At 58.6% G+C, this 17,726-nt stretch carries 17 protein-coding genes; 3 read left to right on the plus strand and 14 right to left on the minus strand.

The features are described from left to right. Positions 1-31: 31 nt before the first annotated feature. The 4 genes from ACFDAU_RS12290 to ACFDAU_RS12305 form a co-directional block, all read right to left on the minus strand. Positions 32-721, minus strand: a complete 690-nt coding sequence (locus ACFDAU_RS12290; RefSeq protein WP_413437190.1) for a 2OG-Fe(II) oxygenase — start codon at positions 719-721, stop codon at positions 32-34. Between the two features lie 140 nt (positions 722-861). After that, entirely contained in the window at positions 862-1,155 is a 294-nt protein-coding gene (locus ACFDAU_RS12295) for a high-potential iron-sulfur protein (RefSeq protein ID WP_413437191.1), read from the minus strand. 184 nt (positions 1,156-1,339) lie between these two features. Then, positions 1,340-1,984, minus strand: a complete 645-nt coding sequence (locus ACFDAU_RS12300; RefSeq protein WP_413437192.1) for a c-type cytochrome — start codon at positions 1,982-1,984, stop codon at positions 1,340-1,342. 83 nt (positions 1,985-2,067) lie between these two features. Continuing rightward, the gene (locus tag ACFDAU_RS12305; RefSeq protein ID WP_413437193.1) at positions 2,068-3,360 is read right to left on the minus strand and encodes a cytochrome C; all 1,293 of its coding nucleotides are present in this window, start codon (positions 3,358-3,360) and stop codon (positions 2,068-2,070) included. A 282-nt stretch (positions 3,361-3,642) separates the two neighbouring features. On the opposite strand from ACFDAU_RS12305, the gene ACFDAU_RS12310 reads away from it, so the two are divergent. Further along, the gene (locus ACFDAU_RS12310; protein WP_413437194.1) at positions 3,643-4,467 is read left to right on the plus strand and encodes a helix-turn-helix domain-containing protein; all 825 of its coding nucleotides are present in this window, start codon (positions 3,643-3,645) and stop codon (positions 4,465-4,467) included. Positions 4,468-4,677: 210 nt separating this feature from the next. Here ACFDAU_RS12310 and ACFDAU_RS12315 read toward each other — a convergent pair whose 3' ends face one another. Continuing rightward, on the minus strand, positions 4,678-5,031 hold the full coding sequence (locus ACFDAU_RS12315) for a S24 family peptidase (RefSeq protein WP_413437195.1): 354 nt from the start codon (positions 5,029-5,031) through the stop codon (positions 4,678-4,680). A gap of 408 nt (positions 5,032-5,439) precedes the next feature. Between ACFDAU_RS12315 and ACFDAU_RS12320 the strand changes: the two genes are divergently transcribed. Both ACFDAU_RS12320 and ACFDAU_RS12325 read left to right on the plus strand, forming a co-directional pair. Further along, positions 5,440-6,651, plus strand: coding sequence for an ATP-binding protein (locus ACFDAU_RS12320; RefSeq protein ID WP_413437196.1), 1,212 nt, complete (start codon positions 5,440-5,442; stop codon positions 6,649-6,651). Continuing rightward, positions 6,648-7,319 carry a response regulator gene (locus ACFDAU_RS12325; protein ID WP_413437197.1) on the plus strand — a complete coding sequence of 224 codons (672 nt, stop codon included), beginning with the start codon at positions 6,648-6,650 and terminating at the stop codon, positions 7,317-7,319. The genes ACFDAU_RS12320 and ACFDAU_RS12325 overlap by 4 nt, the downstream gene beginning before the upstream one ends. A 148-nt stretch (positions 7,320-7,467) precedes the next feature. On the opposite strand, the gene cysG is transcribed toward ACFDAU_RS12325, so the two are convergent. The 9 genes from cysG to ACFDAU_RS12370 form a co-directional block, all read right to left on the minus strand. Further along, on the minus strand, positions 7,468-8,877 hold the full coding sequence (cysG, locus tag ACFDAU_RS12330; protein WP_413437198.1) for a siroheme synthase CysG: 1,410 nt from the start codon (positions 8,875-8,877) through the stop codon (positions 7,468-7,470). Between the two features lie 18 nt (positions 8,878-8,895). Then, positions 8,896-10,356, minus strand: coding sequence for a dihydrolipoyl dehydrogenase family protein (locus tag ACFDAU_RS12335; RefSeq protein ID WP_413437199.1), 1,461 nt, complete (start codon positions 10,354-10,356; stop codon positions 8,896-8,898). An 18-nt stretch (positions 10,357-10,374) separates the two neighbouring features. Beyond that, positions 10,375-10,743 (minus strand): HesB/IscA family protein, encoded by a 369-nt coding sequence (locus ACFDAU_RS12340; protein WP_413437200.1) that lies wholly within the window; start codon positions 10,741-10,743, stop codon positions 10,375-10,377. A 79-nt stretch (positions 10,744-10,822) separates the two neighbouring features. Next, positions 10,823-12,220 (minus strand): cobyrinate a,c-diamide synthase, encoded by a 1,398-nt coding sequence (locus ACFDAU_RS12345; RefSeq protein ID WP_413437201.1) that lies wholly within the window; start codon positions 12,218-12,220, stop codon positions 10,823-10,825. Between the two features lie 11 nt (positions 12,221-12,231). Further along, entirely contained in the window at positions 12,232-13,230 is a 999-nt protein-coding gene (locus ACFDAU_RS12350) for a glycosyl transferase family protein (protein WP_413437202.1), read from the minus strand. A 41-nt stretch (positions 13,231-13,271) separates the two neighbouring features. Further along, positions 13,272-14,480, minus strand: coding sequence for an NrfD/PsrC family molybdoenzyme membrane anchor subunit (gene nrfD, locus ACFDAU_RS12355; protein WP_413437203.1), 1,209 nt, complete (start codon positions 14,478-14,480; stop codon positions 13,272-13,274). A 3-nt stretch (positions 14,481-14,483) separates the two neighbouring features. Further along, complete coding sequence (gene dsrO, locus ACFDAU_RS12360) at positions 14,484-15,224, minus strand: sulfate reduction electron transfer complex DsrMKJOP subunit DsrO (RefSeq protein ID WP_413437204.1); 741 nt, start codon at positions 15,222-15,224, stop codon at positions 14,484-14,486. Then, positions 15,221-15,766, minus strand: a complete 546-nt coding sequence (locus ACFDAU_RS12365) for a hypothetical protein (RefSeq protein WP_413437205.1) — start codon at positions 15,764-15,766, stop codon at positions 15,221-15,223. The genes dsrO and ACFDAU_RS12365 overlap by 4 nt, the downstream gene beginning before the upstream one ends. 8 nt (positions 15,767-15,774) lie before the next feature. After that, positions 15,775-17,724: an NAD(P)-binding protein gene (locus ACFDAU_RS12370; protein WP_413437206.1), complete on the minus strand. Its 1,950-nt coding sequence runs from the start codon at positions 17,722-17,724 to the stop codon at positions 15,775-15,777. Positions 17,725-17,726 lie beyond the last annotated feature (2 nt).

Below are 17,726 nucleotides of genomic sequence, written 5' to 3' on the forward strand. Positions count from 1 at the left end.
CTCCTTTGCCCAGGAAATAGCGGTTCGCCACTTAACGCGGCGCCCATTCGATAAGCTTGCGCAATAGGGGCACCGATTTGGCGAAAGCGCTTACGCCGTGGCGAAAATACTCGCGCCTGACGTACGATTCCGAATCGACGTAGCATAGCTGGAGACTCATGCGTTGCCCTTTCTGGGGAAGGAAACCGTGCCAGGAATGATCGCAGACGCGGAACATCATCATCCGCCCGAACTCCGGCGCAAACTCGAATGCATAGTCTTCACGGTCTGCGCTACGCAAGACCCTGAGCCGGCCGCGTTCGTAGGGCCACTCGTGGCTGAAGCCCAGGAGCACGGTGATGATCTTGTGTTTCGAATCGGGATGGGCGTAGCCTTCGTTGTAGTGCCCCGTCGTATTGCCCATCATGAGGATTACAGGCGGATTGTGACTAAGGTCGGTATCGAATTTCTGCTCGACGAGGTGCCGGAAGCGCGGGCTGAGAAGGTCTTGAATGACAGCCCCGAACCTGGGTCCATAGTGCAGGTTCGGTAAACCATAGCTCCCACGATCAGGAATGCGCGGCGCATCGGCCAGCACTTCATCCTTGAAACGGGGGTTGATTGCGCTCTCGGCAAAGGCAAAGTCATAGGGGTCATGACGCAACTCAGCGGCCATGATGGCCGCCTCATCAAGCAGCGAAAACGCGGCGTCACCTTGTTTCATTCTGGCGCTGTTCGACATGTTCACACTCTTTTCCATCAAGACCACTAATGAGTGGCTAAATATAGGCTATGGCACGAACCGCATCATTGACCCAGATCAATGATGCGGCTAATTAACGAACGCTATCGTGGTGTGTCTTGTCCGTGCCCTGAAAGCGCTTATGCTTTTGCCGCAAAGGCCACACAATAGCCGTGTGGGCTGATCGAGCCGTCCACGACCTTGCAGGTGCCATTGGCTTTTGCAGAACTGCCGGGAACGAATAATGAACAGTTGATGCAGTCCTGCTTCCCGTTAGGCGTGTCCCGATACTGCATGGAAGCCTTGGGAACCCCGGCAATTGCGGAGGTGCTGGTGATTGCCGTTGTAGTCGCGAGGACGCCTATTGAAGCGAGCATGGCAGCGCCTTTCAGCAATTCGCGGCGGGAGAGTTTTTTTTGCAGAATATCGGTCATGGCAAATACCTTTTTAAAAAATACAGCGATTAAAAACAGGGCAAAGTTCCCTGGACTCCACGGCCCAGAAAGCACTACTTTTTTACTGCAACTACAATCGGAATACATTTCAGTCTGTACGCGGTTTTTGTTAATCCTTTCCTATCCTGAATTATTCACAAAGAACTGTGGCTGAAAGTGGCGGCTACTTTGATGCAATGGTAGAAACATAAGCGGCCACAGCCTTCATCTCCTCCTGCTTGAGACTGTGGGCAACCACCTTCATGGCTACGCCCTCGGGGCGTTCGTCGGTCCGCTGAAACACCAGCAACTGTTTGACGATATAGTCGGCATGCTGTCCGGCAATGCGCGGGAACTGTTCGTTGCCTGCGCCTTCTGCACCATGACAAGCCATGCAGGCCGGAACCCCTTCGCTGGAAATTCCGCTAGAGAAAATCGCCTTGCCCTCGCTCTCCAGTTTGGCATTTCCAGGCTGGTCGGCACCGGGCTTCTGCCCGGAAAAATAGGTGGCCAGTTCATTGATCTGCGCATCGGTCAGGCTGCGGGAGATGCCCCACATATACTCGAAGCCCGGCGGATCCTGGCGATGGTGGCCCCGGAACTGCTTCAACTGCGAGATCAAGTACCATTTCTGCTGTCCCGCCAGCCGGGGGAAGGTAGGGTTGGTCGAATTACCGGTGACGCCATGGCAGTCCGAGCACACCTGTTCGGCCAGAGTCTTGCCAGGTACGCTGGGGTCGCCCAGATTGCGGGAGGAGTTTTCCGTCGTCGTGCAGCCTGTAGCGATCGCAGCCAGGGCCAGTACCAGGGTAATTGAGGCGGTTTTCATGATTCAATCTCCGAATAGTCCGTTATTCATGTCGGTGCGCGCCGCCATGCCGGCGCGCCCACCCGGTTGTTTAAACCGTCTGCTTAGTACGCGCCCCAGACATAGAAGAACAGGGTATTGCTGTCACTGGCCTTCAACGCCAACGTGCCCGTCGGGTCACGTGGGTCAATAACCCCTTCATTCTTGTTGAACATCGTGTATTGCATCCCCAGCCGCACATTTTGCACCGGTGTCCAGAACACCTCGGGCGTCCAGCCCTTGGACTCGGCCCCCAGGGTGTTGGTAAGGTTGAAGTAGGACAGGGTAGCGCCGTACTTCGCCTGGTAGATGAAGGATGTCTTGGCTCGCAGGGAGTTGACGGTAGCGGAGGGCGCCCCTAAGCCATAATCGATGTTTTCGTGGATACGGGTGACCGTTGCGGTGACCGTGTAGGGATCGAGCAGGTACTGGTACTGGAAGTCGATGCCATTGTCCCGGTAGTGGTCGGTCGGTCCGGAGTGGCTGGTCGTATCCGAGTATGGACGGACGTCCAGATAGGACAGGCCGACCATCACATTATGGGGGCCCCATTCGTGCGTCAGCGCCAGGCGGGCATAGGGATTGGTGCCCTGGATGTTGACCTGACCGCCATTGCCTTGGGTCATGAAGGAAAAGACGCCATCGCCGGTGCGGTAGCCGGTGAGTTCTGCATACACCATCTTGTTCCAGTAGGCATAGGCGCCGATTCCCGCCACTTGCTGGCCGAGACCTGGGCCACCACCGTCAAGTATCGGTGTTGCCCCGTTTCCTGCGCCTGTGCTGCCGGGCACCACGCCGTAGCCCCAGGCCGGGGTGCTGTTCCACACGTCCTGTACGCCGGGGTTGTTGTGCAGGGTGAGGCCGTAGATCAGATCCTGATTGGCGTTGATCAGGCGGTCGGCGTAGCGCAGATCCAGGTTGTCCGAACCGGTATGGCCCGACCAGTTCCCGGTCTCGGCATCCTGACTATCGTAGTTGTTATAGGTGATCTGCACGAACCCGCCCACTTTGTCGGTAATCTTCCCAGCAATGAACAGGCTGGCAGTGTTGAAGATGGGAGACCCGTCTTGCGTTTTTCCTAGGGTGGGGTCATTGACCTTCACCTTGTTGGCAGTCAGCACCGCCATGGCCGCCAGCGGCAGCGCACGCTGTCCGATGGTGTAGCCGGTGAGCTTGAACAGGCGCCCGTAGGGGGTAAGCTCGGGGAATTGTCCTCCGGCATGGCAGGCGACGCAGTTTTGGCCGGTCTGTCGCGCGAAGCTTGGAACTGCACTGGCCGGGTTAGAAAAGCCCATCAGCGCCATTAACAATGTTGGCACCAAGAGCAGCCAGTATTTAATGTTCAATTTCGAGCTCATCGACCTCACCCTTTCAAGACATACATCACTAAAGAAATATATTCTTAACTGTTTATGATGCTAGGCTATCGAGAAGGGGGATAATCATGATTTGGATCAACAAAAAGTGCGAAAACGTACTTTAAGTCGTCAATATTTTCGGAGGAACTTACCCGCAGTCAGAGCGCGTTGAACGGAAGTACCACCAAGATGCAGCATGGGAACCCGTTACGGCCGATTGTCGAGTGACCAACTGACACCAATGCAGTAAGTTTGTCAGAGGCATGCAGCACATTTTGAATCATGTATCACCCTGCCAACATGCCCACCCACAATGGGCTGGCAAAAGGCTGGATATACCCACCCGAGCTGGAGCAGCTTATGTCAAAACCATATAACAGGACCCCCTTACCACCGACTTTGGAATTCATGTCATGTAAAGACTGTGACATGTATGGAATGTGCAGGCTGGCGAGTAATGGTGAAGATGCAAACGTTACCAATACACTGGTCAAGCGGCGATTTGTATTGAGACGCGGGGAATATCTCTATCGGAGCGGCGATTCATTTCACCAAATCTACGCAGTTCGCCACGGATCGATAAAAACATATATTTACAGCAATGATGGCAGGACCCAAATTACCGGATTTCACGGACGCGGCGAGATAATCGGGCTGGACGCCCTCAATGGCATGCGCTTTGCCAGCGAAGCCATCGTGCTTGAAACAACGAATATCTGCGAGATATCGTTTCCGCATTTCCTAAGCTTGAGCAGAAATATCCCCGACTTGCAGGATCATATGCTCGCCATCATGAGCCATGCCATACTCCGTGGCCAACAGATGATGCTGCTACTTGGAAAAAAGAACGCCACCGAGAGGGTGGCAACATATTTGATGAGTCTCAGTCGGCATATTGATAAGAATAAATCATCCCATCCCGCCTATAAGCTCACCATGTCGCGCAGGGATATCGCTAATTATCTTGGGCTGACTCAAGAAACGGTTTGCCGTATTCTGGCGCGCTTTCAGGAGGATGACATTATCAAGATTGAGGGCAAATACATATATTTTGTCGATATGGATCGACTCGCCAACCTGACATCGGAAAGCCGGATAGAGCAGTAACGAACTGCATTTGTGCCAAGTCCGCAATGTTTAACTTTCATCACCTGCGCAGATCGATGGGGCGTGCTGGGACAGCGCATATAGAACGCTCTCAACGCTGTTCGACTTGGCCCGGCAATACATAAAGCCATAGCGCCATGGGACCATGTCAGTCACTCACACACCGATGATCTGCGATACGTGAACGCCAGTGTTGTAGCGTTGCATAGCTTAATGCGCACGCTTAGCGACATAGGTTTTGCGAGTGCGGCGCGAGCCTGGACGCTGTTTCTGGATAATGACGCCCTTCACTACGGACAGATCCGATATGAGCGCATCCTCGTAGTTGGTATTGAGTGGATGCAGGTACCAGTCACCTTCCCGCCGCAGCAGTTGGCGAAATATGTATTCTTCGTTGTGAAAGGCCAGCACAAAGGAACCATCCGTCGTCAGGCCTTCCGGCTCGATGATAATGATTTCGCCCTCCTCGAATTCGGGCATCATGCTGTCACCCAGCACCATCAGGGCAAAGGGTTCGGCGCCCGCGCAAGTGCTTAGGCTGGCATCGACGGATTCCTGGGGCACAAGCGGGATGATTCTCCTGATCAAAGTCATTTTGCCGTGTCCTCCTCATAACTGGATAAAAACGCTATCTGCATGGCGACTGCAAGCCACACCTGCAATCGACGCTGTCCGAAAATAGCATTCATGCGCATGCTCCATTGTGCCTGGATAGTCCAATGATGCCTGTTTATGCAGGCAGCGCCTACCAGTTTCATCCCTGCAAATCGACGCAAAATTTAACATGGAAGGTGGTTTACACAAGCGGTACAAGCGATAAAATTTCTTCTGCGACGGAGTTTGGATTTATAGTGTTGGCAATGTCAATGCGTTGTTGCAGGTCGCAGAGCGAAAACAGCATGACCAGAAGTTGACCGGCGTACGCTCGGTACAAAAATTCATCCATCAAGGCGGGCTTCACGAGAGGAAATCATGCAGGATATTAGCGGCCCTTCCGCCGGATTTTCCGAATCGGTTACCGACCAGGGCTTATACAAGCTGCCTGCGTTGCGGGTGCTATCAGAAATCGCCACCTCGCTCAGCACCAATGTCGATATCGAACGGCTGCTGGAGCGCTTCCTGTCAACCATGGTGCGGCTCGCCGGCGCGGGCGCCGGTGCAGTGCGCGTGCTCACCGCCGACGGCACCGGGCTACGGCTGATCGGCGCCATCGGCCTGCCGGAGGAAATGCTGGAGCAGGAGCGCATCGTCCCCCTGGGCTGTGGCGTCTGCGGCCAGGCAGTATTCGAGTCCGCTGCCCGCAGCACCGAGGCGGTGCATATATGCAAGAACAACTCGGGCCTGGCGTTTTTCGGTGACCGCTGCGTGAGCTTTGTGGCAGTACCACTGCAGCACAAGGGCCATGTGCTGGGGGTTTATAACCTGTTCATGTTCGCCGACGCCCCCCCCATTCCGGAAGAAGTACGACTGCTGTTCTCCTCCATCAGCGAGCATCTGGGGATGGCCCTTGAGAACGTGCGCCTGACTCAGGAAAACATGCGCATCAGCCTGATGAACGAACGGCAAATGCTGTCCAACGAAATTCACGACTCACTCGCCCAAACCCTGGCCTACATGAACATTCGCCTGGAGATGCTCAAGGAGTCCGTGCACACAGGGGATAAGCAATTTACCGAAAAATATCTTGGCGATATGGAAGACGCCCTGGAGTCTGCCTATTCCGGCCTACGCGAACTGCTCACCCAGTTCCATCACCGCATGGATCCGCGCGGCCTGGTGCCGGCCCTGCAGGATCTGCTGGCCGGGGCGTGCAAGAAAACTGAAGCCAGAGCGGATTTCGCCAACCACACCCAGGGGCTGAATCTCACCCCGGACCAGGAAGTCCAGGTATTCCATATTGTGCAGGAGGCGCTCGCCAATATCTGCAAGCATTCCCGTGCCCACAACATTCACCTGAGCATCGAGCAGGTCGACGATGCCTACCGGCTTACCATTACCGATGACGGCATCGGCCTCTGCGCCGCCGGCCACCCCGGCCCCGGCATGCATTTCGGCATCAACATCATGCACGGGCGGGCGAAGCAACTGGGCGGCAGCGTGGAGATCACCAGTCAGGCGGGCGCAGGCACGCGGCTGACATTGATGTTTCCGTCCCAGCCCCCGAGCAAGAGGGATAACACATGACAGTCAAGATCAACGTCGTGCTGGTGGATGACCACACGCTGTTCCGCAAGGGCCTGGCCGAACTGTTGGAACACTCGGGCACCATCAGCGTGGCCGGCATTACCGGCGACGTCGAGGAAGCACGTCGTATGCTGAGAGAAATACACCCCGACGTGGTGATCATGGATTTGCACATGCCGTCGGTGGACGGCATTACCCTGCTGAGCCAATTCCACCAGGAAGGGCTGCTATTCCCGACGCTGATTCTGACGGTGAGCGATGACCAGGGCGACATGGCCAATGCGCTGCGCGCAGGCGCCCGCGGTTATCTGCTCAAGAACATGGAGCCTGCCGAAGTGGTGGACGCCATCCAGCGCGCGGCCCGGGGCGAAACTGTGGTGGCGCCGACGATGACCGCCAAGCTGGTGAATCTGCTGGATGCCAAGCAGGGCAGGAAAGACTCGCTCATCGAACAACTGACCCAGCGCGAGCAACAGATACTTGGCTGCCTGGCCAAGGGGGAAAGCAACAAGGTCATCGCCCGCAACCTGGGAATCAGTCACGATACCGTCAAGCTGCACGTACACAACATTTTTTCCAAGCTCAACCTCACATCTCGGGTGGCAGCAGCGGTATTTGCCGTGGAGCAACGGCTCGGCCAGTCCGGCACCGGCGCCTCCAAATCGTGATGCGCGGTAAGCAGCTTGTCCGCAAAAAAACAGGCTAACCGCAGAGCGGGCGAAGCGCAAATGGAAAATGAAGGACGCCTGCCTGGGCTTGATTTTACCTTCCAATTTTCGCCCTTCGCCTTTTCGTTTCTCCTGTGCTCCCCGTGATTCAAATATCCTTGGGTTTTATTGCCGCCTCGGTGCGGAACCAGGCCAGTTTCTCGTGCAGCTTCACCACATTGCCCACGATGATGAGCGTAGGCGGTTTGAATTCGGCCTCTATGGCGAGCGCTGGCAACGTTTCCAGGGTGCCCACCAATACCCGCTGACGGGCCGTGGTGCCCTGCTGCACGATGGCGACGGGCGTGGCCGCGGGCAAGCCGTGCGAAATGAGTTCCCTGCACAGGATGGGCAGGCCCAGCAGTCCCATGTAAATCACCATGGTCTGATTGGGCCGGGCCAGCGCATCCCAGTCCAGGTTGATGCTGTCGTCCTTGAGATGGCCGGTGACAAATACGCAGGACTGTGCGTAATCCCGGTGGGTGAGCGGAATGCCCGCGTAGGACGCCACGCCCGATGCCGCGGTAATGCCCGGCACCACCTGGAACGGGATGCCATTTTCCGACAGGGTTTCGATTTCTTCTCCGCCACGGCCGAAAATGAACGGGTCGCCGCCCTTGAGGCGCAGCACCCGTTTGCCTTGCCGGGCATAACGCACCAGCAACTGGTTGATGCCCTCCTGTTGCATGGTATGGTTGGCGCGTTCCTTGCCCACATAAACGCGCTCCGCATCGCGCCGGCACATGTCGAGCACCGCATCGGCAACGAGATGGTCATAGACCACCACGTCGGCCTGCTGCATCAGTCGCAGCGCCCGGAAGGTCAGCAGGTCCGGGTTGCCGGGGCCGCCGCCCACCAGGTAAACCTCGCCTTGCGGCAAGTCATCGGTTTCCTCGTCCAGTTGCTGCTTGAGCGCTGCTTCAGCCGCCGCTTCATTACCGGCGTAAACCAGTTCGGCAATCGGTCCCTGGAGAACTTTTTCCCAGAACATGCGGCGTTTGGCTGAAAGGGAAAATTTCTTTTTCACCTCGTCGCGGAAGCTGGCGGCAAGCAACGCCAACCGGCCATAGCTGGAGGGGATCAGGGTTTCCAGCCGCGCGCGCAACAGCCGTGCCAGCACCGGCGCGGCGCCACCGCTGGACACCGCCACCAGCAGCGGCGAGCGGTCGATGATGGCAGGCAGCACGAAGCTGCACAGCTCGGGCCTGTCCGCCACGTTCACCGGCAGATGACGGTCGCGCGCAGCCTGGGATACCATGCGGTCGAGGTCGTCGTCCCCGCTGGCGCAAATCACCAATGCAACGTCGTCGAGCAGCGCCGGCTCGAATCCGCTCTTGCGATGGGTAAGCCGTTCCTGGTCCTTGAGTTCGGTAAAGGCGGGCACGAGTTCCGGTGCCACGACAGTTACCTGCGCACCGCACTGAAGCAGCAGCGCAGCCTTGCGCGCGGCGGTTTCGCCACCGCCCACCACAAGGCAGCGCTGGCCGCGAATATCCATAAATACAGGAAGAAAATTCATGATTCGGTCTGGGCCGGGTTATTCAGTCCCGGCAAGAATGCCAGGGCGGAAAATGATTTTGTCGGACTTGGAAAAAGCCGAGGTGCAGGAGTCAATGGTCGTTTCCAGTTCTTCGCACCAGGACGGGTGGCTGTAACTCATGTCCTTGAAGAACCATAGCCCCAGCTTGGATTGCAGCGCGGCGGACAGCATGTGGATCTGCTCGCCGGCTTCCGGGCCCACGATGCAGCCGCCCAGCAACTGGCCGGTTTCAGCATCGTGCACCACCTCGGTGAAACCTTCGAAGTCATGACAGGCGCGCGCCTTGCCTGAACCGCCCAGGCTGGAACGCGCCACTTCCTCTGCGAAACCGGCATCCTCGGCCTGATCTTCGGACAGTCCGACGCTGGCCATTTCCAGTGCCGAGTGGATCACGAACGGCACCTTGAAATAATTGGCATGCAATTCGTTGCCCCGGATGGCATTGGTCGCTGCCACCTTGCCATCGTACAGGGCGGCGTTGGCGGTCATCGGGCTGGACATGGGGCTGTGTTTGACATCGCCTACTGCATAGATGCCCGCCACACTGGTTTCCAGATATTCGGAAGTGACAATGAAACCTTCGGCGTTAACGGCCACGCCAATCTCTTCCAGGCCCAGGCCCTGGGTTTGGGGCTGTCGACCCACGGCTACCAGCACGTAGTCATAGCGTGCACGTTCGCAGTTGCTGAACTCGACTTCTATACCGTTTTCTTCAACCTTGGTGGAAATAACGTTGAGATTGTTGCACACCTCGATGCCCAGTCGGCTCAGTTTTCTTTCCAGTGCGCTGCAGGCCCGATCAGGCATGCTGGATCGATACAGCAGGCGATCACCCTGCTCCACGATGCGCACTTTGGCGCCGAACTGATGCAGCAGAAAACCGAATTCCACGCCTATGGCCCCGCCACCCACGCACAGCACCGAGCGCGGCAGATAATCCAGCTTGAACAGAAAATCCCTGGAATTCACCACGACACGGCCATCGGTAGGGCAGGCTGGCAGTTCTCTGGGAGTCGAGCCCGTGGCAATGATGATGCGCGGGGCCTGCAGTTCAAGCGTGGCCACAGTGGTATCCGCCAGCGGCTCCGTCAGGCTGATGCGCACCCGCTGACGGTCGACGAAGCGGGCTTCGCCACGAAAAATACGTACGCCCAGGCGCTTGAGCCAGATCGGAAAGCTGTCGCGAATACCCTTGACGACGGCATCCTTCTGCACCATCGCGGCCTTGAAATCACCGCTGACATGCCCCACCAGTCCGCGCCCCTCCAGTTCGTTCACGCTGGCGATGAGGCTGGCCATATGCAGCAGGGTTTTTTTCGGGATGCATCCCTGGTTGAGACAGGTACCTCCGGGCAGATCGCGTTCAATCAAGGCAACCTTTGCGCCCAGATGCGCGGCGTTGATGGCCGCCTTATAACCGCCCGGCCCGCTGCCGATGACGATAAGGTCGAATTGCATCGCTTGAGTATCCATGGGTCAGGCGCAGCCGCGGCTGCCGCTGCCACAACCCCCACTACCGCCCCCACTACCGCAACTGCCACCGCCGCAGGCGGAATGTGGCGCATTGGGGTTGCGAAATACAAATCCTGACTGGCCCGTAGAGACTTCCGCGAAATCCAGGGTTGCGCCATTCAGCAGCGCCTGGTGGCTTTCATGAATCAGCAAATCCACACCTTCAACGCTCACCACCGCGTCATCGGCGCTACGCTCGTCGAAGCCCATGGCGTACTCGATGGATCCATCCTCGGTGATGCGGGCCGCCAGCCGCAACGCCATGCCTTCCATATCGCCGCGTTCGGCGGACTCCTGAATTTGTTGGGCGGCAAGGGGGGTCACGGTAATCATGCGAGTGCTCCTGTTCAGGACTGGTTAAAGTTGATTCGGCTAATTAATGGCTTATCCATGAATAATTCACGGATAAGCCCTAAGCCACGGCCTGCTTTGCAGCCACTCTGGAGGACGCATGCCGGGCTACCAGGGCAAGAAAGCGTCGCACCCAGTTGAAATTCCGGGTGGAGCGCAAATGGGTATAGGACGCGAGCAGGTTGCGGTAAACGATGCCGTCGTGGCGGCCATCGAGTCCGTGACCGCGCACCATTTCGTAAGCGAACTGCACATCCGGCGCCAGATTTTCCAGGCTGGAGTAGTGGAATTCGTGCGCACAGATTTCCTGCGCCGGCGCTGCGCCTCCGGGCCAGGGAGACAGCCCGGTTTCGCGCAGGCGCACATAACCGCGCCCCACGGGTTTATCGTGCATCACCACGTCGCCTGGTATCACGCCCACCATCTGGTGAGCGCGTCCCTTCCAGCACATGCTGCGGGACAAGTACATAAGGCCGCCGCATTCCGCGTAAACCGGCAGTCCGTCTTCTATTGCCTGGTGGATATCGCGGCGCAGCGAGGCATTGGCTTCCAGTTCCTGCAGGAACAATTCCGGGAAACCGCCGCCGATGACGAGGCCGTCCAGCGCCGGCAAATGCGCGTCATCCAGGGCATTGATCGGGACGATTTCCGCGCCGCCCGCAGCCAGGGCTTCCAGATCGTCGGCATAATAAAAACCGAACGCCCGGTCGCGCACCAGACCGATGCGAAAGCGTTGCAGCGGCCGGATTGGGGCCGCTGGTGCGACCGCTGCGGGGTGCGGGGAAACGGTCACTTGCAGCAGCCGTTCCAGGTCCACTTGCGCGGCGATGCTTTCGGCGATGGCACGGGTTTGCCGGGTGGCGGAGGCGGATTCGTTGCTCGGCATCAGCCCGAGATGGCGCTCGACGATCTGTAACGCGGGATCGTGCTGCACCGCGCCCAGCACCGGCACATCGGTGTAATGCTCGATCACCGCGCGCAGCTTGCTCTCGTGGCGGGAGCCACCCAACTGGTTGAGAATCACGCCATGGATGCGGATATTGCGGTCGAAAGCCTGGTAGCCCAGGATGAGCGGCGCCACCCCCCGCGTCATGCCGCGCGCATCAATCACCAGGATGACCGGGAGGTCCAGCAACTGCGCCAGCGCCGCATTGCTGTTGCCGCCATCCAGGTCCAGGCCGTCATAGAGTCCCTTGTTGCCTTCCACCAGGCAGACATCCGCGCTGGCGCTGTGTTGCTGATACAGGTTGCTGATCTCCTCCCGGCCCATCAGGTAAAAATCCAGGTTGTAGCAGGGGCGGCCTGCAGCCAGCGTCAGCCACATGGGATCAATATAGTCCGGCCCCTTTTTGTATGGCTGTACGAGCAAGCCGCGGGCACGCAAGGCCGCGCACAAGCCGATGCTCAGCGTGGTTTTTCCAGACGACTTGTGTGCTGCGGAGATGAGAAAGCGCGACATGTCTATTCCGCTCAGGCCGCCTTGAGCCAGGTGGAGGGACGCCGCTTCCACAGTTCCACAGCCATGGTCTGCGCGGCTTCCTGGGTGTCCGCCATGCCCATGGTTTTGAGCGTTATCGCAGTGGTGCCGGTAATGGCGGCGAGCCCGTATTCATCTTCGATATCGCCGTTCCACAGAGCCGGCAGACGCCGGGTGTCCATGCTCTCGTCTTTCATGTGGCGATTACGGAACAGCGCAGGCCATTCTTCCTCCGACAACACACCGTTGTGCACGCTTTTGACCAGGCAGGGCGAGTCGGGATTGCGCTCGATCTCGCCGCCCTCTCCTTTGAGCACGGCCAGGTGCGGCTGCTGGAGCAGCTGCGCGGCCAACTGGTGCATATCGCGGTAAGCCGGATGAAAAATACCCTGCATCGCCACGGGTGCCCGCAGCGGGTTCAGCATGCGCGCCATGGTGTTGACGGGCGAGCGCAGGCCCAGCATCGGCCGCAGTTCCATGATCTGGTATAGCGCCGGGCTCAATGCCTCGAGCGGCATGAAAGCGAAGTGACGAGTGCGGATCTGGGCTGCCGCCTCCGGCAAGGAGTTGCTCGGGCTGATACCCAGCAGCGCCAGCGTCTCCGGGGTGTACACACGGTTGTCCTTCCGCCCGCCGGCGGCGTGCATGAACACGTTGACACCATGGCTTGCGAGCAGCAGCGCGGACAGCAAAAACCACGGCAATTGGCGCCGCTTGCCGGCATAGGACGACCAGTCCAGTTGCACCGTTGGCGCGTTATCAGGCAGCGGCATGGTTTCGCGCGCGGCGAGCACGAAACCGGCCAGTTCCTCGGGGGATTCTTCCTTCACCCGCAGGAGCATGAGAAAGGCGCCCAGTTGCACGGGCTCGACCTCCCCGGCCAGGATCATGCGCATGGCCTGACACGCCTCGTCCTGGGTGAGCGAGCGCGACCCGCTTCTGCCCTTTCCCAGGATACGGATGTAGGGAGCAAACGGATGTTCTTCACTCATGTTGGTATCCTTGAAAACAAACGCCTGTTTGCCGGGCGGTGTCAGTCAGCCTTGTGGGAGAGTGTCACCGCCGGGTCATCCAGGCTTTCCGGTAGAAAACGTAAAATCTTGATTGCGAACACGACCATCGCACCGGCCACCGCCACGCCGCCCAGCCCCAGCAGCGTTTCCGGCAAACTGGGTACATAGGGATGAATCACGCCATCGAAAAAGCTGCTGGACTCGACCATGCCGGGGAACATTTGCAGCGGAAAAGCCTGGCCGCCGATAATGGTGACATACATCTGCGCCAGCCCTCCCAGCACCACCAGCAGGCAGGCGCTGGCAATGGCGCTGCGCGACTGGCGGGTGGCGGGTGCGTACAACAGAATCAACGGCACCACACCGCCCAGCAATATCTGACCGATCCAGAACAGCAGGGTATAGATGCCGCCATCGAGCAGAATGAAGCGCTCGAACTCGTGCTGCCTGGTGAAATAAAAATTGGTCAGGTGATAGACCGCGACGAAATACAGCACAGCGGCGATGAACACGCCCAGCAGATTTTTCAGACGTCTGATGACCAAATCGCCGAGTGGACGTTTGCTCCAACTGTAGGCGGCCATCAGCACCAGCAGGTAAACAGCCAGTCCGTAGCAGAACGACATGATGATGAACATCGGCGCCAGCAAGGCGGTGTCATAGGCCTGGCGCGCCACCAGGAAGCCGAAAATGGAGCCGGTACCGGTAGTGAGCGACAGGCGCCAGAAGAAGGCGGCAAAACCCACCGGTTTGTTGTAAGCCGCCACCTTGCGATCCATCATGGTCCAGATGTAAATCGCACTGAGGGTGAAGAAGCCGGTATAAAGGAACACGTTCCAGGCAAACACCGACTTGAAGTTGTAATGGGTCATGGCGACGATGAGGCGATCGGCGCGGCCCAGGTCCAGCATCAGCACCATCAGGCCGCCTGCCAGCAGGGCGATGGCGAGCAGCGCCGACAGCGGCGCCAGCGGTTTGTAGAACTGCTTGCCGAATACCGTGGCGATGGATGCCACGTTGAGCACACCGGAGGCAGCCACGATCAGGAACACCGCAAATACGTGCGGTATGCCCCACACCACCTGGTTGGTCATACCGGTGATGATATGACCGTGATGCTCCATCTGATAGGCGGCAAACAGACCCAGCAGCCCCAGCAGGCCCAGTCCGCCCAGCAGGCCGTAATAGGTACTGCTTTTTCCTTCCAGTTCGCGAAATACGATTTGCATGGTTCAAATACCTTCGTAGCGCACGCCGGTGTGCAGGTTGAGGCTCGCCAGAACTTCCTGACTGCGGTAGCTGGCAAGTCGCCTGGAAATTTCGCTGTCAGGGTCTTTCAGATTGCCGAAATAAATGGCCTGGTGGCCTTCGGCATTGCAGGCATCCTGGCAGGCCGTAGTCTGCTTGCCCGCGTCGATACGCTGCACACAGAAAGTGCATGACTCCACGCAGCCGATCCCGCGCGGCACTTCCGCCAACTGATCGGTGACCGGCTGATGAATGAAGGAGCGCGCCTTGTAGGGGCAGGCCATCATGCAATAGCGGCAGCCGATGCAGAGGTGGCGATCCACCAGCACTATGCCGTCGGCACGCTTGAACGAAGCGCCGGTGGGGCACACGTCCACGCAGGGCGGCTCCTCGCAATGCTGGCACATCATGGGCAGGGAAAAGCTGTAGCCGGTGCGCGGGTTGCTCACCTGCACTTTGCGTATCCACTGCGGGCTGGTAGGCGAGGTATCGCCGGACAGACCGTTTTCCTGATTGCACCCGCGCACGCAGGCATCACAACCGGTGCCGCATTTTGTGGTATCCACCAGCATGCCCCAGCGTACCTTGTCGGAAGCGGGCGGGCCGTCTTTCACCTCGCCCTGGGCGGTTTGCCAGAACAGCACTCCAGCCGGCAGCGCAGCGGTGGCGGCCACGCCCAGCACCCCCCCCATGAAACGGCGGCGGTAAGTGTCAAAATCGCTCATCGAATCACTCCTGCCACATCCTTGGCGTTGAACCCGGCATCCAGATTCGGCAGACGCCCATGGTAAGCCTGATAGCGCATCATGGTGGCACGGGTCGTTTTATCCAGCGGTCCCTGCGACACTGCCGGGTGGAATGCCGGCGGCGATCCGGAAGGCTTGCTGGAATGACACTCGAAGCAAGTGATCTTCACAGCCGCGTAGGCATGGCAGCTTTGACAGAAATCGCCCGGTCCGGTCACGCTGTTGTCCTTGGCACTGGCATGGCAGTTCACGCAGTTAACGATGCTGTACTTGTCGGTTTTTTGGTTATCCCCTTCGTGCACGGCCGTAATGCGGTGATGCCGCAGCAACTTCATGTGATTTTTGCGCATATACTCGGTGTCTTCCACGCACTTTTCGCCTTTTGCCGTCGTCACATTGGGCTTCGGTACCCGTGACGATTCCTGGGTACCGCTCCCCGCGTAGGCCAGCGTCAGCACGCAAGCCAGCAGAAAGGCGCCCAATGCAGCCGGTTTAACCCATCCTTTGGCCAGCCTTCTCATATCGAGCCCTACTCGCCCATGCCCATCTGGATGTAGCCGGTCGGACACACGTCAGCGCAGATATGGCAGCCGATGCACTTGCTGTAGTCAGTGTCCACATAACGGCCCAGTGTCGACTTGTCGCGCTTGACCTTGAATACGGCGCCCTGCGGGCAGTACACCACGCAGTTGTCGCATTCGAAGCACAAACCGCAGCTCATGCAGCGCTTGGCTTCCGCCACAACCTGTGACTCGTTCAGAGCCGCCAGACGCTCTTCGAAATTACCCAGCGCCTGTTCGGCATTGAGTGTGATCGTTTCGCGTTTGTGGCGCTCGGCGAACAGAAAATGGCCGAGGAAAAGCTCGGTGGACGGGATTACGTATTTTGCGGAGCGATCCTCGAAGTTGTGCACGGCAAAAGCACTGGTGTCCGAGCCATGCATTTGCTGGTGGTTGTACTCTTCGATTTTCATGCCTTTTTCCACCAGCTTGCGCAGCAGATCGAAGCGGTGCGCGTCCACCTTGGGACGCTTGTCGAGCTCCTCATGGCCGTCCAGGAAGGCATGGATGCCTTCGGCGGCGATGGAGGCGTGACCGATGGCAGTGGTGAGCAGGTGCGGCTTGATTACGTCGCCGCCGACAAAGATATGTTTCTTGCCGGGGAAGCGATAGTGGCTGTCCGGCTTGATCAGGCCTTTGTTGTTGTTGAACTCTTCCAGGCCGGTGAAATCCACCGCCTGGCCGATGGCGGACACCACCAGGTCGGCGGGCAGATCGCGTTCGGTGCCTTCCCTGATGACGGATTCGCCCTTCACCATGTCGAATTCGGCTACGCGCAGGGCCACGGCGCGGCCATCCGCATCCAGTATGACCGCTACCGGCATGACGCCGCCGAGGATCTCGATACCTTCGGCCAGCGCCTGCTCGATTTCATGCTTGTTGGCGTGCATCTTGTCGATGCTGGCCCGGGACACCAGCACCACTTCGGCGCCTTCGCGCACGGAAGCCTCGGCGACATCGTGCGCCACGTTGCCGGCAATGATGTGCTCGGGACGTTCGCTCTCGGTATCGTGGGTGATTTTTCCCAGACGGCGGGCTACGGTTGCCACGTCGATCGAGGTGTCGCCGCCGCCGATCACCACCACGCGCTTGCCCACGTGTTGCAGACGGCCATCGTTGAAGGCGCGCAGAAAGGCCATGGCAGTCACGCAGTTGGGTGCTTCGGCGCCTGGCACCGGCAGCGGACGGCCGCTCTGTGCCCCCATCGCCATGAAAATGGCATCGTATTCTTGCTCCAGCTGCGCCAACGCAATGTCACTGCCGACACGGGTTTCCATGCGGGTTTGCACGCCCAAATCCAGAATGCGCTGGATCTCGCCGTCCAGCACTTCACGTGGAGTACGGAATCCGGGGATGCCGTAGCGCATCATCCCGCCGAGTTGTTCGTGCTCGTCGAAGATGGTGACGGAATGTCCCTTCAGGGCGAGTTGGTAAGCGCAGGCCAGGCCGGCAGGGCCGCCGCCGAGCACGGCGATTTTCTTTCCGGTGGGCTCGGCCTTGTTCACATAGGCCATCTTGTTGGTCAACGCCCAGTCACCCACGAAGTGTTCGACGGAGTTGATGCCCACGAAGTCTTCGACCTGATTGCGGTTGCAGCCGGACTCGCACGGCGCCGGGCACACGCGGCCCATCACCGAGGGGAAGGGATTGGCTTCGGTGATGCGGCGGAATGCATATTCCTGCCAGGTCACGCCTGCCGGCGGTTTTTCGATGCCGCGCGCGATATTCAGATAACCGCGGATGTCCTCACCGGCCGGACAACTGGCCTGGCAGGGCGGAGAGGACAGCACGTACTCCGGGCACAGGTGGGAGTGGTCGGCATCGAAAATCTTGTCCTGCCACTGCTTCCAGTCCTGATCATCTTCCTTGTACCGACGAAAGGTCAGTTTTTTTTCCATGTCCTCGGATGTGCTTGACATCG

The sequence above is a fragment of the Sulfuriferula sp. GW1 genome (assembly GCF_047300855.1).
Taxonomy (GTDB): domain Bacteria; phylum Pseudomonadota; class Gammaproteobacteria; order Burkholderiales; family Sulfuriferulaceae; genus Sulfuriferula.

What these genes read in the sequence shown, in the direction of transcription:
- ACFDAU_RS12350 (WP_413437202.1), bottom strand. Translation starts at nt 13,230, where the DNA reads ATGAGTGAAGAACATCCGTTTGCTCCCTACATCCGTATCCTGGGAAAG.
- cysG (WP_413437198.1), bottom strand. Translation starts at nt 8,877, where the DNA reads ATGAATTTTCTTCCTGTATTTATGGATATTCGCGGCCAGCGCTGCCTT.
- ACFDAU_RS12340 (WP_413437200.1), bottom strand. Translation starts at nt 10,743, where the DNA reads ATGATTACCGTGACCCCCCTTGCCGCCCAACAAATTCAGGAGTCCGCC.
- ACFDAU_RS12290 (WP_413437190.1), bottom strand. Translation starts at nt 721, where the DNA reads ATGTCGAACAGCGCCAGAATGAAACAAGGTGACGCCGCGTTTTCGCTG.
- ACFDAU_RS12300 (WP_413437192.1), bottom strand. Translation starts at nt 1,984, where the DNA reads ATGAAAACCGCCTCAATTACCCTGGTACTGGCCCTGGCTGCGATCGCT.
- ACFDAU_RS12370 (WP_413437206.1), bottom strand. Translation starts at nt 17,724, where the DNA reads ATGTCAAGCACATCCGAGGACATGGAAAAAAAACTGACCTTTCGTCGG.
- ACFDAU_RS12305 (WP_413437193.1), bottom strand. Translation starts at nt 3,360, where the DNA reads ATGAGCTCGAAATTGAACATTAAATACTGGCTGCTCTTGGTGCCAACA.
- ACFDAU_RS12295 (WP_413437191.1), bottom strand. Translation starts at nt 1,155, where the DNA reads ATGACCGATATTCTGCAAAAAAAACTCTCCCGCCGCGAATTGCTGAAA.
- dsrO (WP_413437204.1), bottom strand. Translation starts at nt 15,224, where the DNA reads ATGAGCGATTTTGACACTTACCGCCGCCGTTTCATGGGGGGGGTGCTG.
- ACFDAU_RS12345 (WP_413437201.1), bottom strand. Translation starts at nt 12,220, where the DNA reads ATGTCGCGCTTTCTCATCTCCGCAGCACACAAGTCGTCTGGAAAAACC.
- nrfD (WP_413437203.1), bottom strand. Translation starts at nt 14,480, where the DNA reads ATGCAAATCGTATTTCGCGAACTGGAAGGAAAAAGCAGTACCTATTAC.
- ACFDAU_RS12365 (WP_413437205.1), bottom strand. Translation starts at nt 15,766, where the DNA reads ATGAGAAGGCTGGCCAAAGGATGGGTTAAACCGGCTGCATTGGGCGCC.
- ACFDAU_RS12325 (WP_413437197.1), top strand. Translation starts at nt 6,648, where the DNA reads ATGACAGTCAAGATCAACGTCGTGCTGGTGGATGACCACACGCTGTTC.
- ACFDAU_RS12310 (WP_413437194.1), top strand. Translation starts at nt 3,643, where the DNA reads ATGTATCACCCTGCCAACATGCCCACCCACAATGGGCTGGCAAAAGGC.
- ACFDAU_RS12320 (WP_413437196.1), top strand. Translation starts at nt 5,440, where the DNA reads ATGCAGGATATTAGCGGCCCTTCCGCCGGATTTTCCGAATCGGTTACC.
- ACFDAU_RS12335 (WP_413437199.1), bottom strand. Translation starts at nt 10,356, where the DNA reads ATGCAATTCGACCTTATCGTCATCGGCAGCGGGCCGGGCGGTTATAAG.